The sequence below is a fragment of the Methylobacter luteus IMV-B-3098 genome, from assembly GCF_000427625.1.
GTDB lineage: Bacteria > Pseudomonadota > Gammaproteobacteria > Methylococcales > Methylomonadaceae > Methylobacter > Methylobacter luteus.
On record NZ_KE386569.1, the window covers coordinates 191,481 to 215,923 of the forward strand.

The 24,443-nt window shown below is 51.2% G+C and carries 23 protein-coding genes; 15 read left to right on the forward strand and 8 right to left on the reverse strand.

What is annotated here, in order from left to right:
- The first annotated feature begins 9 nt into the window (after positions 1-9).
- The 4 genes from METLU_RS0102890 (at position 10) to METLU_RS0102905 (ending at position 4,313) form a co-directional block, all read left to right on the forward strand.
- Positions 10-882, forward strand: a complete 873-nt coding sequence (locus METLU_RS0102890; protein WP_027156919.1) for a phosphatidate cytidylyltransferase — start codon at positions 10-12, stop codon at positions 880-882.
- Positions 879-2,066, forward strand: a complete 1,188-nt coding sequence (gene ispC / locus METLU_RS0102895) for a 1-deoxy-D-xylulose-5-phosphate reductoisomerase (protein WP_027156920.1) — start codon at positions 879-881, stop codon at positions 2,064-2,066. Before METLU_RS0102890 ends, ispC begins: the two co-directional genes overlap by 4 nt.
- Positions 2,067-2,074: 8 nt before the next feature.
- Positions 2,075-3,427: an RIP metalloprotease RseP gene (rseP, locus tag METLU_RS0102900; protein WP_027156921.1), complete on the forward strand. Its 1,353-nt coding sequence runs from the start codon at positions 2,075-2,077 to the stop codon at positions 3,425-3,427.
- 163 nt (positions 3,428-3,590) lie between these two features.
- Positions 3,591-4,313, forward strand: coding sequence for a DsbC family protein (locus METLU_RS0102905; protein ID WP_027156922.1), 723 nt, complete (start codon positions 3,591-3,593; stop codon positions 4,311-4,313).
- A gap of 82 nt (positions 4,314-4,395) precedes the next feature.
- Here METLU_RS0102905 and mutS read toward each other — a convergent pair whose 3' ends face one another.
- Positions 4,396-6,963, reverse strand: coding sequence for a DNA mismatch repair protein MutS (gene mutS / locus METLU_RS0102910; protein WP_027156923.1), 2,568 nt, complete (start codon positions 6,961-6,963; stop codon positions 4,396-4,398).
- A 36-nt stretch (positions 6,964-6,999) separates the two neighbouring features.
- On the opposite strand from mutS, the gene METLU_RS24345 reads away from it, so the two are divergent.
- Positions 7,000-7,503 (forward strand): CinA family protein, encoded by a 504-nt coding sequence (locus METLU_RS24345; RefSeq protein ID WP_036242803.1) that lies wholly within the window; start codon positions 7,000-7,002, stop codon positions 7,501-7,503.
- A gap of 38 nt (positions 7,504-7,541) precedes the next feature.
- On the opposite strand, the gene METLU_RS0102920 is transcribed toward METLU_RS24345, so the two are convergent.
- Both METLU_RS0102920 and METLU_RS0102925 read right to left on the reverse strand, forming a co-directional pair.
- On the reverse strand, positions 7,542-9,047 hold the full coding sequence (locus METLU_RS0102920; RefSeq protein ID WP_027156924.1) for a hypothetical protein: 1,506 nt from the start codon (positions 9,045-9,047) through the stop codon (positions 7,542-7,544).
- Positions 9,048-9,225: 178 nt separating this feature from the next.
- The gene (locus METLU_RS0102925) at positions 9,226-9,678 is read right to left on the reverse strand and encodes a pilin (protein WP_027156925.1); all 453 of its coding nucleotides are present in this window, start codon (positions 9,676-9,678) and stop codon (positions 9,226-9,228) included.
- Positions 9,679-10,181: 503 nt separating this feature from the next.
- Here METLU_RS0102925 and METLU_RS0102935 point away from each other — a divergent pair.
- Positions 10,182-10,379: a type II toxin-antitoxin system VapB family antitoxin gene (locus tag METLU_RS0102935; RefSeq protein ID WP_027156926.1), complete on the forward strand. Its 198-nt coding sequence runs from the start codon at positions 10,182-10,184 to the stop codon at positions 10,377-10,379.
- A complete protein-coding gene (locus METLU_RS0102940; protein WP_027156927.1) occupies positions 10,376-10,747 on the forward strand; it encodes a type II toxin-antitoxin system VapC family toxin in 372 nt (123 codons plus the stop codon). The genes METLU_RS0102935 and METLU_RS0102940 overlap by 4 nt, the downstream gene beginning before the upstream one ends.
- A 223-nt stretch (positions 10,748-10,970) precedes the next feature.
- Here METLU_RS0102940 and METLU_RS0102945 read toward each other — a convergent pair whose 3' ends face one another.
- The gene (locus METLU_RS0102945) at positions 10,971-11,492 is read right to left on the reverse strand and encodes a DUF1264 domain-containing protein (protein WP_027156928.1); all 522 of its coding nucleotides are present in this window, start codon (positions 11,490-11,492) and stop codon (positions 10,971-10,973) included.
- A 1,008-nt stretch (positions 11,493-12,500) separates the two neighbouring features.
- Between METLU_RS0102945 and METLU_RS0102950 the strand changes: the two genes are divergently transcribed.
- A complete protein-coding gene (locus METLU_RS0102950) occupies positions 12,501-12,920 on the forward strand; it encodes a hypothetical protein (protein WP_027156929.1) in 420 nt (139 codons plus the stop codon).
- 31 nt (positions 12,921-12,951) lie between these two features.
- Here the strand turns inward: METLU_RS0102950 and METLU_RS0102955 are convergent, their stop codons facing one another.
- Positions 12,952-13,530 carry a hypothetical protein gene (locus tag METLU_RS0102955; protein WP_027156930.1) on the reverse strand — a complete coding sequence of 193 codons (579 nt, stop codon included), beginning with the start codon at positions 13,528-13,530 and terminating at the stop codon, positions 12,952-12,954.
- A gap of 139 nt (positions 13,531-13,669) precedes the next feature.
- Here METLU_RS0102955 and METLU_RS0102960 point away from each other — a divergent pair, with 139 nt between their 5' ends.
- From METLU_RS0102960 to METLU_RS0102985, 6 genes are read left to right on the forward strand one after another with little or no spacing between them, the layout of a single operon-like run.
- The gene (locus METLU_RS0102960; RefSeq protein WP_027156931.1) at positions 13,670-13,861 is read left to right on the forward strand and encodes a hypothetical protein; all 192 of its coding nucleotides are present in this window, start codon (positions 13,670-13,672) and stop codon (positions 13,859-13,861) included.
- 29 nt (positions 13,862-13,890) lie between these two features.
- The gene (locus METLU_RS0102965) at positions 13,891-14,589 is read left to right on the forward strand and encodes an ABC transporter ATP-binding protein (protein WP_027156932.1); all 699 of its coding nucleotides are present in this window, start codon (positions 13,891-13,893) and stop codon (positions 14,587-14,589) included.
- Positions 14,573-17,098: an FtsX-like permease family protein gene (locus tag METLU_RS0102970; protein ID WP_027156933.1), complete on the forward strand. Its 2,526-nt coding sequence runs from the start codon at positions 14,573-14,575 to the stop codon at positions 17,096-17,098. The genes METLU_RS0102965 and METLU_RS0102970 overlap by 17 nt, the downstream gene beginning before the upstream one ends.
- On the forward strand, positions 17,098-18,264 hold the full coding sequence (locus tag METLU_RS0102975; protein WP_027156934.1) for a lipocalin-like domain-containing protein: 1,167 nt from the start codon (positions 17,098-17,100) through the stop codon (positions 18,262-18,264). The genes METLU_RS0102970 and METLU_RS0102975 overlap by 1 nt, the downstream gene beginning before the upstream one ends.
- Before the next feature lie 36 nt (positions 18,265-18,300).
- On the forward strand, positions 18,301-19,257 hold the full coding sequence (locus METLU_RS0102980; protein ID WP_027156935.1) for an NAD-dependent epimerase/dehydratase family protein: 957 nt from the start codon (positions 18,301-18,303) through the stop codon (positions 19,255-19,257).
- Positions 19,258-19,267: 10 nt separating this feature from the next.
- Positions 19,268-20,491, forward strand: a complete 1,224-nt coding sequence (locus METLU_RS0102985; protein WP_027156936.1) for an aminotransferase class I/II-fold pyridoxal phosphate-dependent enzyme — start codon at positions 19,268-19,270, stop codon at positions 20,489-20,491.
- Positions 20,492-20,588: 97 nt separating this feature from the next.
- On the opposite strand, the gene METLU_RS0102990 is transcribed toward METLU_RS0102985, so the two are convergent.
- On the reverse strand, positions 20,589-20,975 hold the full coding sequence (locus METLU_RS0102990) for a cupin domain-containing protein (protein ID WP_027156937.1): 387 nt from the start codon (positions 20,973-20,975) through the stop codon (positions 20,589-20,591).
- 873 nt (positions 20,976-21,848) lie between these two features.
- On the opposite strand from METLU_RS0102990, the gene METLU_RS0102995 reads away from it, so the two are divergent.
- A complete protein-coding gene (locus METLU_RS0102995; protein ID WP_027156938.1) occupies positions 21,849-22,493 on the forward strand; it encodes a response regulator in 645 nt (214 codons plus the stop codon).
- 49 nt (positions 22,494-22,542) lie between these two features.
- Here METLU_RS0102995 and METLU_RS0103000 read toward each other — a convergent pair whose 3' ends face one another.
- Both METLU_RS0103000 and METLU_RS0103005 read right to left on the reverse strand, forming a co-directional pair.
- Positions 22,543-23,448: an NAD(P)-dependent methylenetetrahydromethanopterin dehydrogenase gene (locus METLU_RS0103000; RefSeq protein ID WP_027156939.1), complete on the reverse strand. Its 906-nt coding sequence runs from the start codon at positions 23,446-23,448 to the stop codon at positions 22,543-22,545.
- A 55-nt stretch (positions 23,449-23,503) separates the two neighbouring features.
- Positions 23,504-24,412, reverse strand: coding sequence for an NAD(P)-dependent methylenetetrahydromethanopterin dehydrogenase (locus METLU_RS0103005; RefSeq protein WP_027156940.1), 909 nt, complete (start codon positions 24,410-24,412; stop codon positions 23,504-23,506).
- Between the last annotated feature and the right edge of the window lie 31 nt (positions 24,413-24,443).

The following is a 24,443-nucleotide window of genomic DNA, read 5'->3' on the forward strand; positions in this document are numbered from 1 at the left end:
ATTAATAAAATGTTACTTCAGCGAATTATAACCGCCTCAATATTGGCTCTTTTGGTCATACTGGCAGTGTTCCAGTTGTCCTCGGAGTATTTTTCATTAGTTTTAGCATTGATCATTCTAGCCGCTGCGTGGGAATGGGGTAATCTGGCAGGCATCGACTCACCGTTAAAGCGGGGTTTGTTATTGCTAGCACTGGTTCTGCCGATGCTGGGCATTCATTTTTGGACCTATTTTCTCGAGTTTGTGGCGCAGAATCTGGATTGGCCTGACGTCAGGGATTATTCAGGCGCGTTGGAATGGCTAGTTATCGCTCCGGTATTATTCTGGATATTGGTCATGATATTGATCAGAAATACGCCGTCGGGCTTATTAAAACTGGAGTTGAAAACGCGTTATAAAGCATTGATCGGTTGGTTTGTTTTATTGTCGGCCTGGATGTTTTTAAGTCGACTGAGAGCTTTTTACGATGTGGAAATGGCGCTTTATTTTCTGATCCTGATCTGGGCGGCCGACATTGCAGCCTATTTCGTCGGCAAAAAATACGGACAAACCAAGCTGGCGCCTGACATCAGTCCCGGCAAAACAGTGGCCGGCATGTATGGCGCTTTAGCAGTCGGCGCAGTCTGTGCCGTTGTGTTAAGCCTGATCTATGGCTTTGACTTTATGATCGCATCGGACTTTATTTTACTGTCCGTGTTGACCGTTTTGATTTCCATTTACGGCGATCTGTTCTTCAGCCTTGCCAAGCGTCAGCGAGGCGTAAAAGACAGCGGTTCCGTTCTGCCAGGACATGGCGGTATTTTGGACCGAATCGACAGCCTGATTGCCGCGGCACCGTTTTTCTATGCCGGCATATTCCTGATTTACAGGCTGGTATCATGAAGAAGGGCATTTGCATACTCGGAGCAACCGGCTCGATCGGCGTCAGTACGTTGGATGTGGTGGCCAGGCATGCCCATCTTTACAAGGTCATCGCCTTAACGGCCAATACCAATACCGATGCCTTATACGAACAATGTCTGATGCATCATCCTGAATACGCCGTCATTGTCGACGAGAGCAAGGTTCAGGCATTTAAAGACAAATTAAAAAATTCACCGGTGCCTGACATTAAAGTCCTGTCCGGCGCCCATGCGCTGGAGCATGTCGCCACGCTGGATAACGTCGATTCGGTCATGGCTGCTATCGTTGGCGCGGCGGGCCTGTTGCCGAGCCTGGCCGCGGCTAAGGCCGGTAAAACAGTACTGCTGGCTAATAAAGAAGCGCTGGTCATGTCCGGCGATATTTTCATGCAAGCTGTCGCCGATTCGGGAGCGCAATTGCTGCCGATCGACAGCGAGCACAATGCGATATTCCAGTGTATGCCTGCCGGCTATAAAACCGGCATGCGGGCCAAGCAGGCCAGACGCATCCTGCTGACCGCTTCGGGCGGTCCGTTTCGCGAAATGCCGATAGAGCAAATGCCGCATGTGACTCCAGCCCAGGCGGTCGCTCATCCCAACTGGGACATGGGCAAGAAAATTTCAGTCGATTCGGCCACGATGATGAATAAAGGCCTGGAAATGATTGAAGCCTGCCTGTTGTTCAATATGACGCCCGAACAAATACAGGTCGTTATCCATCCGCAAAGCGTCATTCATTCGATGGTCGATTATGTGGATGGTACCGTACTGGCACAGATGGGCAATCCGGATATGCGCATTCCCATCGCCCACTCCATGGCTTGGCCGGAACGATTCGATTCCGGTGTGGAGCCGCTGAATATTTTCGATGTCGGGCGCATGGATTTTCAAGAGCCGAATCTGGAGCGTTTTCCCTGCTTGCGCCTGGCTTATGAAGCCATCAATGCCGGAGGCATCATGCCAACCGTGTTGAATGCCGCCAATGAAATAGCGGTAGACGCTTTTTTGAATGAGCGTGTGCGCTTTACCGATATCCCGGTCATTATTGAACGTTGCATGAAGCAATTTGATATTAAGCCGGCCGATAGCCTGGAAATTATTTTGGACGTGGATAAAGAAGCCAGAAAGTTGTCTAATCAAATTATTGACGAGCTTATTGGTTAAAGGACTTCATGCATACTCTGTTTTATTTCATCATTGCGATCGGTATTCTGGTTTCATTTCATGAATTTGGGCACTTTTGGGTAGCTCGTAGAGCCGGAGTCAAAGTGCTCAGGTTTTCTGTAGGCTTCGGTAAAGTATTGTGGTCCTATCAGAAAGATGCTGAATCAACAGAGTATGTCATATCGGCGATTCCGCTGGGCGGTTACGTCAAAATGGTCGACGAGCGTGAAGGCGAGGTTAAAAAAGAAGATCTGCCTTTCGCTTTTAATCGCCAGCCTTTGCCGGCAAAAGCGGCAATTGTGGCGGCAGGCCCCGTGTTTAACCTGGCGCTTGCTGTCGCCTTGTTCTGGACTGTATTTGTCATAGGCGAAATTGGCATAAAACCGATACTCGGCCCGGTGGAGCAAGGCACATTGGCGGCAGAGGCGGGCTTCGTAGAAGGCGACGAGATCATTTCCGTCAATGGTAAATCGACGCCGACCTGGTCCGAAGCCTTGAGTGTTTTGATCGCTTCCACGCTCGATAATGGAGAGCCAATAGAAGTCAAAGTCAAAAATTTTGAAGATGAGCAAAGCACCAGGATTTTAAAGATTTCCGAAAAGGACAGTCGCGATCCTGATGAGTTATATAAGCGACTGGGCTTTAAACCCTGGACACCGGAACTGAAACCGATCATAGGGCAAGTGCTTGCCGATGGAGCGGCATCGGAGGCCGGCTTGCAGACGGGCGACCTGATTATCAGCGCTGACGGCATCGAGATCAATGACTGGGTGCAGTGGGTGGACTACGTAAAAAGCCATCCGGATGTAGCAATCAATGTGCTTATTGAGCGCAATGACAGACGCATGCCGATAACGTTGACGCCTAAACGTGTCATATCCGAGCAGAAGCCCGAAGGAAAAATTGGGGCGTCCGTTTCTGTACCGAAAGACTTGGCGAAATCCATGCAAGCTGAATATTCCTTATCGCCGCTTGCAGCAGTGCCTGCCTCTTTAGAAAAAACTTATTATTATTCCGTATCGACCTTGAAGATGATGGGCAAAATGCTGATTGGCCAGGCTTCTGTTGAAAATTTAAGCGGCCCTATCAGTATTGCCCAGTTTGCCGGACAATCAGCCACAATGGGCCTGACCCATTTCCTTAAATTCCTTGCCCTGGTTAGCGTCAGTCTGGGCGTGCTCAATTTGCTCCCTATACCGGTGCTGGATGGCGGGCATTTATTATTTTTCGGCATAGAAGCCATTAAAGGCAGTCCCGTTTCGGAAAAAATACAACTTTTCTTTCAACAGATTGGCATGGCCTTGTTGTTCTTTTTAATGGTATTTGCCATGATTCTGGATATTGGGCGTTTATTTCAATAATAAGGTTACTGTTTATAACTGATGTTATGCGGCAATCTGACTTCGGCCAATGTCCACCCCCGTAGGGTACGCAATGCGTACCTCTCTTTATAACGTTCCGGTGAATTATATAAAGGTACGCATTGCGTACCCTAACTATGCAAAGGAAAAAAACGAGAAGACCATGAAAAAAGTTATCAAGATTGCCGCGCTATCACTATTCGGCCTGACCTTGTCCGCCGCCCATGCAGATGAAAATGCTATCCGGCAAGCATTCTCCCAATCCATGCCGGAGGTGAAAATTGATTCAGTCAAACCCTCCGAGATAAACGGTCTCTATGAGGTCACAATCGGTGCGAATATCTTTTATGTATCTGATAACGGCAAATATTTACTACAGGGCCATTTAATCGATGTAGCGAAGCGCACCGACTTAACAGAAGAAAAGTTGGGCGGTACGCGCAAACAGGCTCTTGAAAAACTCGGTCAGGATAAAATGATCGTGTTCAAGCCGAAGATAAGCAAATACAAGATTTCTGTTTTTACCGATATTGATTGCGGCTATTGCCGTAAATTGCATTCGGAAATCGATCAATACATGGCCCAGGGCATCACGATTCAATACCTGTTTTTCCCGCGAGCAGGCAAAGGTTCAGATTCCTATAATAAAGCGGTTTCCGTCTGGTGTGCTGAAGACCGCAATGCGGCCTTGACAGCAGCTAAAAAAGGCGGAACGCCGGCTGCTAAAACCTGTGATAATCCGGTCGACGAACACATGCAACTCGGCGCGGAATTTGAAGCCAGAGGCACGCCGATGATCGTAAGCGAAAAAGGCACGATCTATCCGGGTTACATGCCGGCTAAACAATTGGCTGAAGCTTTGGAAAGCGAAGCAAACCCGAAATAATAAAAAATACGGTAGGCCGGGTTGAAGCTTTAGCGTAAACCCGGCATAAGTGACTTCGAAGTGCTGGGTTTATCAACCCAGCCTACACCATCTCCTTAAGCCGATAAAGCAAGTCCAATGCCTGACGGGGGCTGACCTCATCTGGATTCATATCCTCCAGCAGACACACGGCGGGATGACATTCCTTGGCCGAAAATAGATCCAGCTGATTAACCCCGGTCTCTGCTTGCTGCTCGATATAGGCATTGTTCTCCAGATGCTGTAATTTGGCTTTGGCCTTATCGATCACGGAACGCGGCACGCCGGCCAGCGAGGCTACCTGCAGGCCGTAACTCTGATTGGCCGGTCCTTCCTTGACCGCATGCAGGAAAATAATCCGGTCGCCATGCTCCATGGCATCCAGATGCACATTGTGGATAGTTTCCTGCTCATCGGCCAGCGTTGTCAGTTCGAAATAATGCGTGGCAAATAGCGTAAACGCCTTCGTTTCCTTGGCCAGATAATCGGCGCAGGCCCAGGCCAGTGACAGGCCGTCGAACGTGCTCGTGCCGCGGCCGATTTCGTCCATCAAGATCAGGCTTTTCGACGTGGCATTGTGCAGGATATTCGCCGTCTCCGACATTTCCACCATGAACGTCGAGCGACCGCTGGCCAGGTCATCGGAAGCGCCTATGCGCGTGAAAATCTTGTCGACTGGTCCACAGGTCAGAGTCTTGGCCGGCACATAACAGCCGATATGCGCGATCAGGACGATCAGCGCCGCCTGGCGCATATAAGTGGATTTACCGCCCATGTTAGGGCCGGTGATGACCAGCATGCGGCGCTGGCTGGAAAACGACAAGTCATTAGGCACAAACGGAATATCGGACACCTGCTCAACCACCAGATGCCGGCCTGCCTCGATATGGATGCCGGGCTCGTCAACCAGTGCCGGTTCGGACAAATTCAGCGTATCGGCGCGCTCGGCGAAATTGACCAGCACATCGAGTTCGGCCAGCGCGGCGGCGCATTCCTGCAGCGGGATCAGGGAGGCGGCGATTATCATGAGCAGTTCCTCGTACAGAGACTTCTCGAAAACCAGCGATTTCTCGCGCGCGCTGAGAACCTTATCCTCAAACGATTTCAGCTCTTCCGTAATATAGCGCTCGACGCCTTTCAGGGTCTGTTTGCGGATGTAATGGCCGGGTACTTTTTCGGCGTGCAGGCGCGATATCTCGATATAGTAGCCCTGCACGCGGTTGTAGTTGACTTTAAGATTCGTGATGCCGGTCGCGGCTTTTTCCCGGTTCTCCATGTCAATCAGAAACTGGTCGGCGTTCTGGCTCAGGTTGCGCAGTTCATCGAGTTCCCGGCTATAGCCCGGCGCGATCACGCCGCCATCGCGGATCAGCATGGGCGGATTGTCGATGACGGCTTTGTTCAGCAGTTGCAGCATCACCGGCTGCTCGCCGATTTTTCCACTTAACAGAGTTAATTGCGGATTGTCGCTCGTAGCAAGCACTTTCTGTAGGGTCGGCAGCACCGCCAGCGTATTGCGCAATACGATTAAATCCCGAGGCCGCGCCGACTTTAAGGCAATGCGCGAGCTGATCCGTTCAATATCGCCGACTTGCCGAAGCTGGGTCTGCACATCGCGGTACAGCAGGCTGTCCAATAACGTAGCGACGCAGGCATAGCGGTCGTTCAGGACGACATGATTGCGCAGAGGCCGGTTTATCCAGCGTCGCAGGCAGCGGCTGCCCATGGCTGTGGCGGTATTGTCCAGGACGCCGAACAGCGTGTATTGCAGTTGCCCGGACGGGTGCGAGTCCAGCTCAAGATTGCGGCGACTGGCCGCATCAAGCACGATGCTGTCGTCGCTGTTTTCGATGCGTATGCCCTGAATATGCGGCAGCGCGCCTTGCTGCGTGTCCTTGACATATTGCAGCAACGCACCGGCGGCGGCGATGGCGGCCAGCATATGCTCGCAGCCGAAGCCTTTCAGGTCGTGCGTGTTGAACTGCTTCAGCACCAGTTGCCGTGCGCTTTCGGTCTCGAAATGCCAGGGCGGCCGGCGGCATAGGCCGCTGCGTTGCTTGATGGCGGCAGGCATCGGCCAGTCTTCGCTGAACAGCAGTTCGGCAGGATTCAGGCGTCCGATTTCCACGAGCAGCTGATCTTCTGATTCTACCTGTTGCAGGATAAAACGGCCGCTGGTCAGGTCTAGCGTGGCGATGCCGTGCTGATGATTCAAAGCGCAGACGGCGACCAGCAGATTATCCTTCCGGTCTTCGAGTAGGGCTTCGTCCGTGACCGTGCCGGGCGTGACGATGCGTACCACCTTGCGCTCGACCGGGCCTTTCGAGGTTGCGGGATCGCCGATCTGCTCGCAAATCGCGACAGACTCGCCTTGTCTTAGCAATCTGGCGATATAGCCTTCGGCCGCATGATAGGGAATGCCGGCCATGGCGATCGGCATGCCGGCCGATTGCCCTCGGCTGGTCAGGGTAATGTCCAGCAACTGCGCCGCTTTCTTGGCGTCGTCATAGAAAAGTTCGTAAAAATCCCCCATGCGGTAAAAAACCAGCGTGTCGGTATGATTGGATTTGATGCGCAGATATTGCTGCATCATCGGCGTATGGGGGGTAGCGGAATTTTGTTTTATACTCATGTGCCTATTTTATCCGAAGTCGCAGGAGGCTACATCATGGATCACGAATTATTTGAACTGGCCGAACAGCTGGGCCGCTCGCTAAAAGCCGATGGAAAAAAAATAGCCACGGCCGAATCCTGTACCGGCGGCTGGATTGCCCAGGCCATTACCGAAGTGCCGGGCAGTTCGGCCTGGTTTGACCGGGGCTTTGTCACCTACAGCAATGCCTCGAAAGTGCAGATGCTGGGCGTCAGGCAGGAAACGCTGGAAAAATACGGCGAAGTCAGCGCCGAAACGGCAATGGAAATGGCGCTAGGCGCTTTGGCAAACAGCGATGCGGATTGCGTCTGTGCCGTAACCGGCATAGCCGGGCCCGATGGCGGCACGACGGAAAAGCCTGTGGGCACGGTTTTTATAGCCTGGCAATACAAAGACGGCGGCTGTGAGGTAATCAAAAAGCAATTTGCTGGCGATAGGCATCAAATAAGACAACAAACGGTGAAAATGGCTATTCAAGGCATAGCCGACTATAAATTGATGCTGGCGACAGGGGGGTAGGTTGGGCTGGCGAGCGCCAATCCAACGATTATTGCCAGTCAGTCGGTAACCCGGCTAACCTCAAAACGCATAAAATGCGAGGTTGACTCAACAAATTTATCGATGCGAAAAGTCCCGATTATCAATCCCTTGTCGATAGAAAAAATGGTTCCTATGGCATGGTTGTCGGGAGGCAGGATGATTTCTTTTTTGCCAGCGGTACGCCTGATGATAAACCCTTCTTTTTCATTGATTTCAAACGGATAAATATCGCCGTCCAGTATCTCCAGCAGTATGTGTTTCAGACCGATCACGGGCTCGATGCGCAGGTAGCGAATAATCGCCAGCAGCGGTCTTTTATTCTCCCGTATGAAAACCAGCGGTTCACCGATTGCGCAATTCTGCCTGATTTTGGTTGCAAAAAAATTGGGGTTACGGGTTTCAAAGGTCCGGGTTTTGATGATATATGCCGGTCTTTCGTCTTTCAAAAGCTTGGTGGCGAGCAAGCCGAAGATATTTTTCTTGTCCTCCATGGGCTCCAGTTCCAGCTTGATCGGTTCTGATTGCTCTTCCAGAGCCCCGCTCAGTTCAAGAATGAGATATCTGTTGATCAGCGTTTTCAGGAATTGAGTCGCCCGCGCCGTTCCTATCGCTATGTCGCACTCAGCGGGGCTCGACGGATCAACCGATTCCCTGATTTTTTCGAAAGCGGTCAGTCGGTTCAATGTCGGCAGGAAGGTTTTGTAATTTTCCCGTTGGGCTGTATTGTTCTCAAAGTGAGCAATTAACCCTGATGTATTGATATACACGGTCTCTTCTTCCGCTCTATTGGGATCGGTATATTGCGGGGCTGCCAGTGAATCAGGGCGCCAGCAGAAAAATGAAGATTCCGACGGGTGCGGATCCAGTTTCAGCAAGTGGCAGAGCTTGCCCGTTGTGGAAAAAATATCGGCAATTTCTGGTGGAGAATATTGATAGGCATTGCAGATGGAAAATAGCAATGTTTGCTTCAGGACAGCTTCAATACTGGGTTGCCGGGTCGGGCCGGGAACAACGTCTTGAATAGCAGCATCAAGAATATCGAGCGTCCTGGCGTTCAAATAAAGCTCGTTGAGTCTTGCCCAGAGCGCTGGATCAGGGGCTTCGTAGAAAATAGTGTAGCGCCTTACCAATAAGCAGGCCAGCTGCATGGCTTTATAAATAATCGAAGTCTGCTGCGCTTGAGTTAACGCATTGTCATTGCTGATATTGCCATAAGCGAAACAGAGGGATTTAACAAGCCGGACGGCGAAATTGACCAGCTTGCTCGTTTTATCCGCGGAGGATGACGCCTTGCCGCTAATAACCATCTGCTCAAGACTGTTTGACGCCATTAAAATGGCTGGCGTTAACTGATCCAGAACAGCGTAAAGTATAGGGGCTTCAATGGCCGAGTTGCTGAGCTGGGTAATAGTTGTGTAAAGCTGATTGATTTTATCGTCAGTCGATAAGGCATCCAACGTAGCCAGCCAGTCGTTTATAGATTTAGGATCCAGTTCAAAAGGAAAGGCATAAGCATCAGTCATAAGTAGTTCAACAGGCATTATGTTAAAGAATGATTAATTATAGTCATTCTTTATAAAACCTGAAGATGTGTAAAATGGACGCCTATAAAAAACCACCCAACCCCGTAAGGATTGGATGGCTTATATTAAAGATTAAATACAGGTTAAATGTTTAATCTATTAAGTTTTTGCATTAATCTTAGCAAAGTGCTCCACCAGCATAGGATGTGCAAGTGCCAGACTTAGCCCAAGTGACTTTGCCATCAGTGGCGATAGCTGAAGGAGTCAAGATGTAAGTTTCACCAGCTAAGCCACCAGCTGTTTGAGCTGTGGCAGTGATTACGCCTGCATCGTCAACAGTCATGCTTAAGAAATAATCGGTAGCAGTTGGCGCAGTCGGGACTCCATTAGTGCCAAAAGCAACGCCGGCAACAGCACCACCTGGAGTGCCACAATTGCCATCCTGAATACAGACTTCAATACCAGCCTTGACTCCAGCAGTCGCTAATACCACTTCAGAGAATTTTGCTTTGAGTGTGTAGTTCATATAAGCAGGCACTGCAATTGCTGCTAAAATACCGATAATTGCGACAACGATCATTAATTCGATCAAAGTAAAACCTTGTTGTACTTTTTGCATTTGAGTTTTCATGATGCTTCTTCCTGTTTTGTTATGGAGTTAAAGACATTAGGGATAAAGCAAGGGGCGTGCCAAGATGCGCAAAGCGTGATCTTTATGGGCTTCAGAGACAAGAAGGCGTCAGAAGGCTATTTAATCATACTGTTAAAAATGGCGGGTTTAGTCAGATAGTGACAAAAAAGGTCAGTTTGCGGCGGTCTGCTCAATTCATAACTACGAAGTTCGTAAAGAAAATTAAGGTAAAACTTCGTGCTCCCCGTATCTGCTAAAAAGCCGCATAGGTTGAACTGCATTTTTTTGGGCCAAAAGCAGGCGACTCAATATTCCACTGTTCAGCTTGTTGTGGGACGATACCGACAGGTCGGCTCAGCGCTTTACGGCGGTTTTACAGACTGTGTTGCGTTCACGCTTGCATACAGACAAAACTTCGCTGTTGAACAACTGGTTTTTAGTACTGAACATATATTATGATTAAGCATCAATTGATGATTAATTTGATGACTTTCGGAGGATTTATGCGTACTACTATAAATATCGACGATGAGCTTCTGGCCCAAGCCCAACAGCTCACTGGCTTAACTGAACGTACCCAGTTGATTCGTGAAGCGTTGCGGGCATTGGTGCAGCGCGAGAGTGCCCGCCGTCTGGCGCAGTTGGGAGGGACTCAACCGGAATTAAAGCCGGTTCCGCGCCGTCAGGACATTACTGCATGATGTTGGTGGATACATCGGTCTGGATAGATCATTTGCGGCGCAGTGATGCTGAGTTGGCCGCTATGCTGCTGGAGGGACAGGTGCTGGTGCATCCCTGGGTCGTAGGCGAACTGGCATGCGGCAATCTGCAAGACCGCAAGCTGGTGCTGGGATTATTGCAGTCGTTGCCTTCGGCGCCCGTGGCGAGTGCGGGCGAGGTGCTGTTTTTCATTGAAAAACATGCCTTGATGGGACGAGGTATTGGTTACGTTGATGTGCATCTGTTGGCTGCCGCCCGCCTGGCAGGAACGCGCCTTTGGACACGCGATAGGCAATTAGTCGTTGTAGCTGATGAGCTCGGTATGGCTTTCGCGGAAATCCGGCACTGAACTCATAAAGAGATTCGCTTTAGCGGCGTAGGTTGGGCCGCCTCTGTTGGGCAATCCAATGTTAAGCCATCATGTCGGGTTGGCTGCGCCAGTCCAACCCGCAACGTTTAGGATAAAAAACTCGTGCCTTCGTTCTTCGTGGTTTACTTGGCAATTTGATGTTTAAGAGGCGACTGAAGTCGCCCCCACAATATGAAGATGCCTGCAGAAATTTTCTATCGTTCTATTTCGGTATTTCCAGCTTATCCACAGGCTTATGGCTGACGGCGGTCGGAAACGTCACTTCGCCATTCGGCAGCTTGGCGCCTTCGGGCCATAAATGGAAAATGATGCCGTCGGTCTTGGCGGCCGCATCGGCGATTTCCTTGGCTTTCTCGGGTGGCACATCGTGTACCTGCACGCGGCCGGAGGCAATTTCCACCTTATGGTCGTGGAAATGCTTGTTCCATTGATCCAGGGTCACGCTGGAGCGCGCGAGTTTCTGGTCAACGAAATATTCGATTTCAACGAGCTCGGCATCAGGATCGTCCGACAGGAAGATCATGCATTGCAGGATTTCGGGTTTGATCGGTTTGCAATAATGGTGATAGGGGCCGTGCACGGTGCCGTCTTCATGGCGGTGCGGCGCGGTCACATGGATATTGTAGCCCTCGGCCGGACTTTTCGGCCGCTCTTCGGCGTTCAGAAGGTTGGGGTGGAAGACGGCTGCCGTGCATGTCATCGTGAGAAAAAACCACTTTTTCATAAGTTATCTCCTCTCTGGCTGATTGCTTAGTAAAACCTGATAGGAACAAGACGTAAAAAACTTTTCCCTTGAGATTAAACGCTTGAGCCGTTAACAAAAATAAGATTGGCGAGAAGGATTTTTGTTCAAGTTAATGTCGGGTGCCAAACGGCTGCAACCGTAGCTTACGATTAAGCGCCAGCGCTTTACCCATGGCGCCCACAGGGCATAAAGGCACAGCTAATCCAATAATATGTCCGTTTAGTCAGGGACTTTTTATGCCTTTAATTGTCCATAGTTAATGGCAACAAGTATGACATAGTTGCCTTAAAGATATGACTTTCTGACTGGGGTGGAATCGGTGATGGAAAAATTATATGGTTTTTTACTGGTTATAGGTGGCGTGGCTCTTCTTTACGCTGTTTTAGTTTTTATGCCCATGCTTTTTACTTATCTCTCTTCCGGGGATCTTAGGCCTTGATGTAATCCATTATCCCGCTAAATATTTTTTGTCTATGCGATTAAATTCATAACTGATGTTACGCGCGGGTAGCTTTTTATGCCGTTTGCCGCTCCCGAGCACTACAGCTCTTGAGTCTCCTTGACCGAAAGCGGCCCAATGCGCTTGTAGGTGCGAATTCACTTGTGCCCTTTGGGTATTCGCACTATTCGCACTAAATGACTAACAGGGCGTCCCGGGTCGAATGAATTCGACCCTACAGGCGCTTGAGGTATGGGTAAATTGTCTGCATAACATCAGTTCATAATCGACATGCATTTGATCGCCCTGACAAACCATTCAGTCTTACGGGATTGGGGTATTGGTACTTCGGGTATTTTTGGGTGTATCGAAAATAAAGGCAAAATCATGCCAGCTAATGCCGCTGGTTTACGCATAGCTTTAACTCAGTCTGCGAATTGTTCAGCTTGGGATTTTTTTATGGCGTTAATTGTCACATTCAAGTGCTGTTCACAGGTGTAATATAATCATTCTGAAGGTATGACTTTATGGCTGGAGTGCGATAAACGATGAAAAATTACAGCGTAGCGTTATTGAATCTTATGATGGGGGCCTGCCTTTTTCTATATGGACATGGAACCGTTGCCGAGACTGATGTGGGAAAAAACAGGGCGTCGGTAAGTGCAAAGCAGGATCAGGCCGAAAACAAAAAACCATCCGGGCAAAAAACAAACGCGCCAGCGGTGGATGCAGGTAATGCCGACCAAGCCTTCGAGCTTCAAAAACCGCTCGATCTTTCTATTCCGTTCGAGGTGATTGACAGCACCGGACAGAAGAGCGAGAAAAACGCCGCCGCGCAGAACCTGTTTACAGCCAGAAAGCAGCGGACGCTGCAATTAAACGGCGGCGCGGTTATGACGCAAGAGCCGGAAGGAGAGAAACAGCAATCCGTCGATGGAGCCGGTATTGTTTTCAGTCTGAAACCTTAAGCAGTAGCTTGGCCGTTAGCGGGAAAGTCGCCTAGTTTTTTATGTTCAGCTCAATATACGGGCAGCATTGGTATTTCGGGTCGTAGGACATCAGCAGAAAAGCCCTGTCTATAACCGAGTAATAACGGAACGGATAATCCGACAGGATCGGGAACGTATAATCAAAATTGAGAATGGGCTCGTCCGTGTGGATGATCACCATATAAGTATCGTAGGGGCCACCTTTGATATTTTTGGCGATATCCTTGGCTTTGAGGCGTTGCGTGATCGAATTTATCAGCTTGTCTTCGTCCCATTCGGCCCATTGCGTAAGGACGCCGTTTTTATAGGCCATGATGGCCTCGGGATCGACCAGTTCCGTCACTTCAACACCCAATCTCCTGCCGTCGAACAGCAAGGCTTCGCAATCGGGCGGATCATTGCCGCGGCCGCGCGTGCTGGCTTGATCGAAGAAGGCGACATTCGTTACCTCCAGCGATGCTTTCAGCGAATGCACGATTCTCAATTCTTCCAGTTCCCGATCTTCAGGGTACGCAAAGAAATCGCTGTATCTGCGCGATCTTCTGATGCCTTCCGGCATTAAGCGGGTTATTTCTTTTTCCTTATCCATATTCTGTTTCGACTGGTCAAGGTTTCGCTAAGTCTCTGATTCTAACGCTCTAAGTTTGGGCTTATCAAATAATCTTGAATTCTTTGATTAAAATCAGTTCTATAAAGTGGCTTTAACGAAGCTTTTAGAGGGGAATTTCATGGAAATTTTCGATTCATTAAATCTTTATCTACACAGCCATCCGACACTGCTCGCCGAGATGGTGTTTCTTTTCCGCATCAAGGCCTGGCTTCTTTTCGGGCTGGCCATGTATTTCGTATTCCTGATGCACAGGACCCAGAAGAAAGAGCAAGCCGAGCTCGCCAAAAGGGATGACAATTTCATGGCCTAGCGCCGGAAGGGATTCAAGGCGCTACCTTTATGCCAACAGAAGCGGCTATCGCCATACAACAGTTGAGCAAAAGCTATGAGGAATCGGGCAGGCGGCATCGGATCTTCAGCGGTTTGAATTTGGAGGTGAGCCGTGGCGAATTTATCGTGCTGCTCGGCCGCAGCGGCTCCGGCAAATCGACATTGCTGAATCTGATCAGCGGCATCGACCCTCCTGACAGCGGCAGCGTCATCATTAACGGCACTGACATTACGGCGCTCTCCGAGCACGGACGCACGCTGTTTCGCCGCCATCATCTGGGCTTTATCTTCCAGTCTTATAATCTGATCCCCACCTTGATGGTGGCCGAAAACCTGCTGTTGCCGCTGGAGCTGATCAAGCCTTTGACACAAACGGATCGCGATAAAGTCGAGGCATTACTGAACAAGCTCGGTCTGGCGGATCGCTCCGATACCTATCCCGACCGCCTGTCGGGCGGCGAGCAACAGCGCGTCGCCATCGCCAGGGCCCTGATTCACGACCCGGATCTGATTCTCGCCGACGAGCCGACCGGCAATCTGGACCTGGAGACAGGCCGCCAGGTCCTGGCGCTGCTCGATACACTGGTCAAAAAAGCCGGCAAAACCCTGATTATGGCGACGCACAGCCGCGAAGTCATCGGTCAGGCCGACCGCATTGTTTCAATCCGAGACAAATCATTGGTTTCGGTCGATGAGTTCCGTCCTTAACCGTGCCAGCCGCAATTTTTTGTGGCGGCATCCTTGGCAATTGGCCCTGGCGCTGGTGGGCATTGCCCTGGGCGTTGCGGTCGTGGTTGCTATCGAGCTGGCCATGGAGAGCGCGCTGTCTGCGTTTGACCAGACACGCAAGGCCTTTTCGGGAACGGCAACGCATCGCATCGTGGCCGGCGACGGCGGTCTCGATGAAAAACTCTACACGCGGCTGCGCGTGGAGCAGGGCATACAGCAGTTGTCGCCGATCGTGAGCGGTCATGTGCGGTTGCCCAATGACAGCTTTAAGCTGATCGGCATTGATCCTTTCGTTGAAAAATCCTTTCAATCGGCCTGGCAACAGCAGTACAGCGATGTCGGCTTTCTTGCGCGCCTGATTACCGAGCCGGGTACGGCGCTGATCAGCGAACAAACGGCAGCGCGTTTGCATCTGAGGGTTGATGACGAAATCACGGTCAAGGCCGGTAACGGCGAGCATCGGTTAAAAATCATCGCCTTGTTGTCGCCTTCCCAGGCTATTTCCGAACAGGCATTATCAGGATTGATCATAACCGATATCGCCACGGCGCAGGAGGTGCTGGGCCTGTTCGGCAGGCTCAGTTCCATCGATGCATTGATCGATGACGACGCGTCCGAAACGCTGGCCCGGATATGCCAGGTATTGCCGGCCAATGTCTTGTTGCTGTCGGCGGACAGCCAGTCGCAAGCCATGCGCGAGATGACGCGGGCGTTTTCAATCAACCTGAAGGCTTTGGGGCTGCTTTCGCTGCTGGTCGGCCTGTTTCTGATCTATAACACGATGACGTTTCTGGTCGTGCAGCGCCGGCGCCTGATCGGCAGTTTGCGGGCCATGGGCGTCACTCGGCGGCAGATCTTTAATTTGATTATCAATGAGGCTTTCTGGTTGGCGATAGCCGGCACGGCGATCGGTATAGCGCTCGGCATTATGCTGGCTCAGGGCTTGCTGCATCTGATCTCGGGCACTCTCAACGCGGTTTATTTCCGCATCGACGCGGCCTCTTTGATGATCACGCCCGCGCAATTGGGCAAAGGCATCCTGTTGGGAATCGGCGCGACGCTGCTGGCCGTGTTGCCGCCCGCCCTGGAAGCGACGCGCTTGCCGCCGACGACGGTGCTGATCAGGTCGCAGCTGGAATCGGGCGTACGTCGGTTGATCAAAGTGACGGGCCTGGCGGGCGGCCTGTTCATACTGGCGGGTCTGGTGCTGGCGTTGTGGTCCGGCAAAAGCATCGCGTTGGGGCTGGTCGGCATTTTCCTGTTGTTGTTCGGCTTTGCCTTGCTGACGCCGGTTTTTACGCTGATGGTCATGAAGTTGGCCGAGCGCGTGTTCGGGCGTATTTCAGGCATTTTAGGGCGCTTGCCGGCACGCATGGTGTCGGCCGAGATCAGTCGGACGGGCATCGCCATCGCCGCGCTGATGATGGCCGTTGCGGCGACGATCGGCATGGATCTGATGATAGGCAGCTTCCGCCAGACGGTGCAGGAATGGCTGCAAAGCGCGCTGCGCGCCGACCTGTATGTGTCGTTGCCGGGTGAGAAGACGCCGGCCGCCGCGTCGGGGGATCATGGTCTGAAAGCAAGACTGGCCGCGCATGGCGACGTGCAAATGCTGAGCACTCTGCTGGCTACGAACCTGATCGCCAATGATGAGCTTACCAAGGTGTCGGTGTATGAGTTGAATCCACAAGCCAGGCGCGGCTTTACTTTCAAGCAGGCGGCGGCTGGTACGGTTTGGAACCGGTTTGAGCGCGAACAGACGATTATTGTCACGGAGCCTTATGCGTACCATCACGACGTCAAGGTCGGCCAGACCATCATGCTGCGCACGGAAGAGGACGTACAGCCTTTTGAGGCGATCGCAATTGAGGCTGACTACAGCGATCAAGGGCATCTGGTGATGAGTCGTCGCAATTATGAGCGCTATTGGCCCGACCTGGGCTATTCCGGCATCGGCGTTTACGCCAAACCCGGCATCGACTTGAAACGACTGGAAGACCAGTTGGGTCAGCGGCTTAAGGCGCCGCAGTCGATACAATCGAACCGGGCGATTTATGAGGCGTCGATGGACTTGTTCGAGCAGACATTCACGATTACGGAAACCCTGCGCTGGCTGTCGGCCATTATCGCGTTTGTCGGCGTTTTCAGCGCCCTGATGGCCTTGCAGTTTGAGCGGACGCGGCAACTGGGCGTATTGCGGGCCATAGGCGTCACGCCGGCGCAGTTGACAGTGCTGATTATCGGCGAGACCGGGCTGATGGGGCTGGCGGCCGGCCTGTTTGCCGTGCCGGTCGGTTATATCGTCGCGTATGTGCTGATTTTTGTCATTTACTTGCGTTCGTTCGGCTGGACAATGGCATTTCATATGAATGCGGCTGTTGTCTACCAGGGGCTGGCTCTGGCGTTTGGTGCCGCCTTGCTGGCTGGCGTCCTGCCGGCGCTGAAAATGCTGCGGACACGACCGGCCGAAGCGTTGCGGAACGAGTGATGAGAAAGCTGATTTTTTTAGGTTTGGTCATATTGCTGGCGGTCCTCTGGTGGCTGCCTGTCGAGTTTCCGTTTGATCTCAAACCGGGCAAGGACAAGTCTTTCAGTAAAACCCTGTCAAAAAAAGACGATGCCTTCAGTGATGTGTTGTCCGAAGGCGATCAAAACTTTGCGCGGGCCTTGAAGCCGCGCAGGTTCTCGTTTCCTCTCGACCATGGCGCGCACAATCAATACCGGACCGAGTGGTGGTACTTCACCGGCAATCTGAGTAATGCTCAGGGCCGCAGATTCGGTTATGAACTGACGTTTTTTCGGTTTGCATTGCGTCCTGACATGCCGGCATCGAAGTCAGTCTGGCGAAGCAACCAGGTGTATATGGCCCATCTGACCTTGACCGATGTCGAGAACAATCGTTTTTATACCAACGAGCGTTTCAGTCGAGCCGGTAATGGGCTGGCCGGCGCCTCTGACAAGCAGTATCAGGTCTGGCTTTATGATTGGTCGGCATCGGCACGGGGCGGCGCGGATTTTCCTCTGCGCCTGTCGGCTAAAAGCGACGACTTTGCCATTGATTTCGAGTTGAGGGCACAGAAAGGTCCGGTTTTTCAGGGCGAAAACGGCTTGAGCCGGAAAAGTGATGAACCCGGCAATGCCTCGTATTATTATTCTTACACCCGACTGTCGACCGAAGGCAGTGTCCGCATCGGCGGCAATATGTTTTCGGTATCGGGCTATAGTTGGATGGACAGGGAATGGAGCACGAGTTCATTGTCTAAGGAGCAGGCCGGATGGGATTGGTTTGCCTTGCAGCTCTCCGATGGCAGCGAATTGATGTTCTACCAGCTCAGACGCAAGGATGGCAGGATCGACCGCAACAGTTCCGGTTCCATCGTGCTGGCCGACAATGTCAAAGTGCCGCTTAAGGCGCAGGATGCTACGGTCAGGGTTTTGGCTACCTGGACCAGTCCGCATTCGAAGGCCAGCTACCCGTCATCGTGGCGCTTGAGCGTGCCCGGCCAGAATCTTGAGCTTGATGTTATGCCGCTGATAAACGACCAGGAACTCAACGTCAGTGTCCGTTATTGGGAAGGCGCGGTCAGCGTCAAGGGGACAAAAAACGGCAGGCCCGTTTCAGGCCATGGCTATGTCGAGTTGACCGGGTATTAATGCGAATAATAAACATAAAAAACAGCGAGGATGGCTATGAAAAAGATATTGGTGACGGGGGCCACAGGCCAGATAGGCTCCGAATTGACAATGGCTCTGCGCGATCAGTCCGGCGCGGACAATGTTGTGGCAGCCGGGCACAGCAGGCAGCCGCTCAGCGAATTGCAGCAATCAGGGCCTTATTGCAATCTCGATGTGCGCGATGCAGCGGCGTTGCGTCAGCTTGTCGAAGACTATCAAATCGATACGGTTTTTCATCTGGCGTCGCTATTGTCCGCCGTCGCGGAAGAAAAACCGCGGCAAGCCTGGGATATCAATATGAACGGCTTGCTCAACGTGCTGGAGGCAGCCCGAGTGCATGGCTGCGCCGTATTTTTTCCCAGTTCCATCGGCGCTTTCGGCCCCGGCACGCCGCCTGTCGATACGCCGCAGGACACGATCCAGCGGCCGTCCACGCTATATGGCATTACCAAGGTTTCAGGTGAACTGCTGTGCGATTATTATTATCGTCGTTTCGGCGTCGATACGCGCGGCTTGCGGTATCCGGGGCTGATCTCGAATATCGCGCTTCCGGGCGGCGGCACAACGGATTATGCCGTGGATATTTTTTACGAAGCTGTCAAAAACGGGCATTACGATTGCTTTCTTGATGCCGACACGCAGCTGGACATGATGTATATGCCCGACGCGATCGATGCCGCGATTCAATTGATGACGGCGGATGGCCAGAAGCTGCGCCATCGCAATGCCTTCAATATCACGGCCATGAGTTTTACGCCGCGGCAGCTGGCAGCGGAAATACAAAAGCATTTGCCGGGATTCACGATCGGTTACCGCATCGATCCGGTGCGCCAGGCGATTGCCGACTCCTGGCCTCGGCATATGGACGATAGCGCCGCAAGAGCGGAATGGGGCTGGCAGCCGCGCTTCGATCTGTCGAAAATGGTCGAGGATATGCTGGAGAAAATTGCGGTCAAACTGGGCAAAAGCTAAGGAGGCATTTATGTCGCTGACAAAAATAGAGCAGTTATTCAACGCTAAATTAACACAGTTGCAACAGCAGGGCATAAGCAAGGGTGATGAGAAAATCATTACCGGCAGGCGGGCTCCAACGGACGGTTTCGGCCCGCGCTATTTTCTGGACGGTTATCCAGAGCAAGCGTTCCTGCGCATGAATTCCAATTCCTATCTGGGCTTGACCGGGCATCCCCGGTTGATTAATGCAGAAGCTGAAGCGGCTGAACAGTTCGGCACGGGGCCCGGCGCGGTGCGCTTTATCAGCGGCACTTATCGGCCGCATGTCGAACTGGAGAAAAAGCTGGCCGAATTTCACGGGCGCGATGCCGCCATGATCATGAGTGCGGCTTATGCGACCATGATGGGCGTTCTGCCGCAGTTTATCTCCGAGGAGACGCTGGTCGTCAGCGATGCGCTGAACCATAACTGCATTATCAATGCGATCCGTCTGTCGCATCCGGTCAGGAAGGAAGTCTATGCGCATGCCGATATCGATGCGCTGGAGCGCATCCTTGAAGCCAATAAGGGCCAGATCAAGCGCGTCTGCGTCGTGACGGACGGCATTTTCAGCATGCGCGGCGATCATGCGTCGCTTGATCGGATCAATGCCTGCTACCGGCGCCATGAAGCCGGTTATGAAGAAGGCATTATCACTGTTGTCGATGATTCGCACGGCGTTGGCGCTTTCGGCCGGACCGGGCGCGGTACCGAAGAATATACCGGCGGTAAGGCCGATATCCTGATCGCCACGCTCGGCAAGGCGTTCGGCGTGAACGGCGGCTATGTGGCGGCGAGCTCGGCCGTTATCGCTTATCTGCGCGAAACCGCGCCTTTGTATATTTATTCGAATCCGATCACACCGGCAGAAGCGGCCGCAGCCATGGCCGCGCTCGATATAGCGGACAGTCCGGAGGGCTTGCGTTTGCTGGAGAAATTGCGCAGCCTGAGCGCCCGGCTCAGGGCCGGGCTAAAACGGTTGGGCTTTGAAACCTTGCCCGGCGAACATCCTATCGTGCCCATTCTGATCAGGGATACGGAGAAAACTTCGGCTTTGGTGGCGCATTTATTCACGCATCAAATTCTGGCTACGGGGCTCAATTATCCGGTCGTGCCGAAAGGTGAGCAGGAAATCAGATTGCAGGTTGCGGCTGATCATACCGAGAAGGATCTGGATTATTTGCTGGCTGTGCTGGCCGAGTTTAACCGATAGCGCTTCGGTTAAGATTGTAGGCCGGGTTGGTAAACCCAGCCTTTCGAAGCCGCCTATGCCTGCGAGTTGAAAAGGTGACTTCACTTCCCACAGACTTTTACTCGGCCGGCGCCAGTTCAAAAATGATCAGTTCGGCCGGGCCTTTTCCGATGTTTTCCACTGTCATTAATTCACCGGATTCCCAGAACACGTCGCCGGCGGAATAGATATGAGTTTTGCCGCCTTCAGTCACTTTCAGCTTGCCTTTGGTCACATAGCGGGGGCCGGGGCCTTCATGCGTATGTTCAGGTGTTTTAAAGGCGGGCGGGAAGGTGACTCGTGTCGTCTTGGCATTGATGTTTTTACTGGGCAGTTCCACTTTGTTTTCTAATAGCACGGTTCTGCCTAGTGCCGGTTTCTCTTCCGCCGAGGCCGTGTTCATGTGGCCGGCGAGCAGTGCTGCCAGAGTTAATCCGGAGAGTTTAACGGTTTGAATTTTGATCATGTGCTTGCCTTATACTCTGTGTGTTAAGGGATTAGCTTCCAAGTTGAAGCCGGTTTGGATCAGTTAGTTTATACAAGTTTTCCATCTATCCCGGTATGTGGTTCAATTCGCCTGACAATAACCGGTTCAGGCAGGGCATCTTCGATATTTAGTGTCATAGCTTTCAAGATATTACCAATAGCTGGGGGCGAAAGTGGCCAAAAAAGGCCGTTTTCAAGCAGATTCTTCGCTTGTCGCGCCGTTCAATTAGATTTTTTCATAGTGATCAAAGCGTATATGGCTATGTCCATTGCTCTGTCTGGCATAAACTAATGTCCTGAGGAAAAATGATGATGAAGAGTATAAACTTTTTATAAATTTTAAGGTAATTGGCTCCGACCTGGATGAGGGTTTTCATCGGCATGGTCGTCTATATGGTGTATGAACGTTTTTATAGTTACATTCGGGCGGTTGTAGGTATACTATTAACTTTTTGATAAGGATTCATATTTTAATATAAGTGAAAAAAGGTGTTTGATCGATTTAGATATCTCCTGAACGATAACCGAGAAAGGAGATGACGTCGGGGAAGGCATCTTGCAATGAACGGCAAAAATTCCTGTCAAAATGAATAATTTATTGTTCTTTCAGAGTTTTGCCGGTCGGTTGATATTCATCTTATGGTAATAATGTAGCGGTATAATTGTGTAAATATTGATTTGTAAGTATCTGAACGCAAATTGAGTGTGATGTATATTATCCGAGCACTAAGTAAAGCTACGTATGTATAATAACTTATATGTCACACTATAATATTGAGACTGTTAGAGCATGGGGACAGTATTTCCCATTCAAGTGGTTGGTTTATAATTAATATAAAACAATAAAAAACATATGATTAGTATCTTGCTTGTTGATGATCATGAGCTTGTCCGGACTGGTATTGAGGCATTGTTGAATGCTGCTTCAGATATTAAGGTTGTTGGTATGGCCAAATCTGGAGAAGAAGCCGTCGATGCGGTTGTTAATCTGTCGCCGGATGTAGTGTTGATGGATGTGAATATGCCCGGCATAGGCGGCGTAGAAGCATGCCGTAGAATTTTGCAGCATGATTCTAAAGTAAAAATAATTGCTTTATCGGTTCATAACGATGGTCCTATTCCACGTCAATTGCTCAAGCTGGGGGTCTTGGGATTTATTTCCAAGAGCTCTTCAGCAGAGGAAATGGTGAGTGCAATTCGCGACGTAATAAGCGGCGAGCGTTATCTATGCAAGGAAGTTGCCAAAAATCTGGCTTTTCAGGGATTGGCGGGCAATAGTGAATCGCCATTTTCAAAGCTGTCTCAGAGAGAGGCTGAAGTGGTGAATTTAATTCTTCAGGGAAAAACTATCAGGGAAATGGCGGATATGTTGATATTGAGTGATAAGACCGTTAATACTTATCGCTATCGCCTCTATGACAAGCTTCACATAAAAAACGATGTTGAATTAACGCGCCTGGCGGTTAAGTTCGGTCATATCGATTCTGGTTTGATTTAGCAGAGATTGTTTTAAAGGGGCGCCAGGCAGCGCCCCTTCCTTCGGTTGCTTATAATAGTTCCCTGGCCTTGTTAAAGGCATCCCTGAAATCAAGATACAATGGTTTATCAGTTTCCAGCATGGATTTCAGTAATTCATGCTGCAGCTGATATTTAACATTGCCGACAGCCAAGGCGCCTACGCCCACTGCGCCCGGTGCATTGACCGCATGAATTAGTGGTGCGCCCATGTCCTTAAGCTTGATGCCTTCGATTCCCAAAGGTGGAACCGCATTCACATCGCCCGCTACTTTCAATCGTTTTGCTTCATTCAGAACGTCAGCGCTTAAAACCTGAATGCCGGCTTTCGCGGTACAAAAGATGATGTCGGCATTGGAAACCAGGCGAGCTTTATCGGCTTCTGAACTGGCGTAAGTGCCTTTAAGATTGCAGCCAAAGCGGCGATTGTATTCCTTGGCCATATCCAGGGCTGTATCGATTGACAAATGGTCGATCAATGCCGTATCGGCGCCGGCTAGGGATGCGATGACGCCTGTAGCGACACCGACAGGGCCGGTTCCGCCAAAGACGACGGCATTGCAGTCTTTCAGTTCCTTGCCATGCTTTGCTTTTAGCTCTTTTTCCACGCAGGCCACCAATGCGGCCGCTGTCGTGAATGCGCCACTGGGATCGGCAAGAACAGAAACTTCAAAAGGGGGCACCATAGCTTGTTTGCAGGTGTCCAGCATGTCCATGGCCAGGCCCAGATCACGACCGCCAATAAAAATGCCAGTGCGTTTAACCCCGGATGGACCGCGAGAAAATATGGCATCCTGGGTCAATCCATAAACCTTGTCCAGTTTGACGTTACTGTAAGGCACAAGTACATCAAAACCAGCATCCATCGCCATGTTGACATCGAATGGGCTGTTGTTTGGCATAGGGTCCAGCATGTGAATAATGCTGCGTTTCTGCATTAGAGATCCTCTTTCATTAGGGCGGGTTAAACTGAAATTATAACCAGCTTATAAATTAAATATTTGATTTAATATAGGTTCTTGCAACTTCGAAAGCATGCTCGAAATGCAGGTAAACAGGCTTATCGGTACTGATCATTTTCTTCAGCAAGCGGTTTTGGGCCTGGTATTTGATATTGCCGATAGCCAGTGCGCCTATGCCGACAGCGCCACTGTTTGAGCCTTGAATCGGTGTGCCGTCATGGAATGCATCGACACCGGCAATGCCTGATGGCGGCACGGCGTTGACATCGGCGGCCACTTTCAGTTGCGGAGCTGATGCAACCAGCTCTGCACTGAGTAATTCAATGCCAGCGGCACCGGTTGCAAAGACCACGTCGGCAGTTTTTATGTATTCGGCTTTATCGGCATCGGCGCCGGCTTCAATGGTGATTTTGCCGTCGCCGAACTCATTGCTGCACATATCGGCTATGTGCTGCGCTCTTTCCAGCTGGCGGCCGATAATTCTTACATGGGCGCCTGCTTGAGCTGCAATCACGGCGGCGGCTTGTCCGACCGGGCCGGTTCCACCCAATGCCAGAATATTTTTGCCTTCCAGTGTGGTGTTGAATTTTGTCATTAATTCCCGCTCGACGGCTGCAACCATGCCGGCTGCTGTCGTGAATGCGCCGCTGGGGTCAGCGAAAACGGAGACTTCAAACGGAGGCACCATGGCGTGTTTAGCTGCTCTCAGCATGTCCATGGCCTGTTTGGTATCACGGCCGCCGATGAAAATAGCGGTTCTTTTCAGGTTTTTTTGGCTGCGCGAGAAAATGGCGTCCTGAACCAGCCCCTGAACTTCGCTGGGTTCGACATTGATATACGGGACTGCTGAAACCCAACCGGCATCCATCGCCATGTTGACGTCAAACGGGCTGAGGTTTTTGGCAGTGGTCAGCATGTGTAAAATGAATGGTTTTTCCATGATATCCCCTTGATGTGTTTAGCTCGCAAGT

What these genes read in the sequence shown, in the direction of transcription:
- METLU_RS0102890 (WP_027156919.1), top strand. Translation starts at nt 10, where the DNA reads ATGTTACTTCAGCGAATTATAACCGCCTCAATATTGGCTCTTTTGGTC.
- ispC (WP_027156920.1), top strand. Translation starts at nt 879, where the DNA reads ATGAAGAAGGGCATTTGCATACTCGGAGCAACCGGCTCGATCGGCGTC.
- rseP (WP_027156921.1), top strand. Translation starts at nt 2,075, where the DNA reads ATGCATACTCTGTTTTATTTCATCATTGCGATCGGTATTCTGGTTTCA.
- METLU_RS0102905 (WP_027156922.1), top strand. Translation starts at nt 3,591, where the DNA reads ATGAAAAAAGTTATCAAGATTGCCGCGCTATCACTATTCGGCCTGACC.
- mutS (WP_027156923.1), bottom strand. Translation starts at nt 6,963, where the DNA reads ATGAGTATAAAACAAAATTCCGCTACCCCCCATACGCCGATGATGCAG.
- METLU_RS24345 (WP_036242803.1), top strand. Translation starts at nt 7,000, where the DNA reads ATGGATCACGAATTATTTGAACTGGCCGAACAGCTGGGCCGCTCGCTA.
- METLU_RS0102920 (WP_027156924.1), bottom strand. Translation starts at nt 9,047, where the DNA reads ATGACTGATGCTTATGCCTTTCCTTTTGAACTGGATCCTAAATCTATA.
- METLU_RS0102925 (WP_027156925.1), bottom strand. Translation starts at nt 9,678, where the DNA reads ATGAAAACTCAAATGCAAAAAGTACAACAAGGTTTTACTTTGATCGAA.
- METLU_RS0102935 (WP_027156926.1), top strand. Translation starts at nt 10,182, where the DNA reads ATGCGTACTACTATAAATATCGACGATGAGCTTCTGGCCCAAGCCCAA.
- METLU_RS0102940 (WP_027156927.1), top strand. Translation starts at nt 10,376, where the DNA reads ATGATGTTGGTGGATACATCGGTCTGGATAGATCATTTGCGGCGCAGT.
- METLU_RS0102945 (WP_027156928.1), bottom strand. Translation starts at nt 11,492, where the DNA reads ATGAAAAAGTGGTTTTTTCTCACGATGACATGCACGGCAGCCGTCTTC.
- METLU_RS0102950 (WP_027156929.1), top strand. Translation starts at nt 12,501, where the DNA reads ATGAAAAATTACAGCGTAGCGTTATTGAATCTTATGATGGGGGCCTGC.
- METLU_RS0102955 (WP_027156930.1), bottom strand. Translation starts at nt 13,530, where the DNA reads ATGGATAAGGAAAAAGAAATAACCCGCTTAATGCCGGAAGGCATCAGA.
- METLU_RS0102960 (WP_027156931.1), top strand. Translation starts at nt 13,670, where the DNA reads ATGGAAATTTTCGATTCATTAAATCTTTATCTACACAGCCATCCGACA.
- METLU_RS0102965 (WP_027156932.1), top strand. Translation starts at nt 13,891, where the DNA reads ATGCCAACAGAAGCGGCTATCGCCATACAACAGTTGAGCAAAAGCTAT.
- METLU_RS0102970 (WP_027156933.1), top strand. Translation starts at nt 14,573, where the DNA reads ATGAGTTCCGTCCTTAACCGTGCCAGCCGCAATTTTTTGTGGCGGCAT.
- METLU_RS0102975 (WP_027156934.1), top strand. Translation starts at nt 17,098, where the DNA reads ATGAGAAAGCTGATTTTTTTAGGTTTGGTCATATTGCTGGCGGTCCTC.
- METLU_RS0102980 (WP_027156935.1), top strand. Translation starts at nt 18,301, where the DNA reads ATGAAAAAGATATTGGTGACGGGGGCCACAGGCCAGATAGGCTCCGAA.
- METLU_RS0102985 (WP_027156936.1), top strand. Translation starts at nt 19,268, where the DNA reads ATGTCGCTGACAAAAATAGAGCAGTTATTCAACGCTAAATTAACACAG.
- METLU_RS0102990 (WP_027156937.1), bottom strand. Translation starts at nt 20,975, where the DNA reads ATGATCAAAATTCAAACCGTTAAACTCTCCGGATTAACTCTGGCAGCA.
- METLU_RS0102995 (WP_027156938.1), top strand. Translation starts at nt 21,849, where the DNA reads ATGATTAGTATCTTGCTTGTTGATGATCATGAGCTTGTCCGGACTGGT.
- METLU_RS0103000 (WP_027156939.1), bottom strand. Translation starts at nt 23,448, where the DNA reads ATGCAGAAACGCAGCATTATTCACATGCTGGACCCTATGCCAAACAAC.
- METLU_RS0103005 (WP_027156940.1), bottom strand. Translation starts at nt 24,412, where the DNA reads ATGGAAAAACCATTCATTTTACACATGCTGACCACTGCCAAAAACCTC.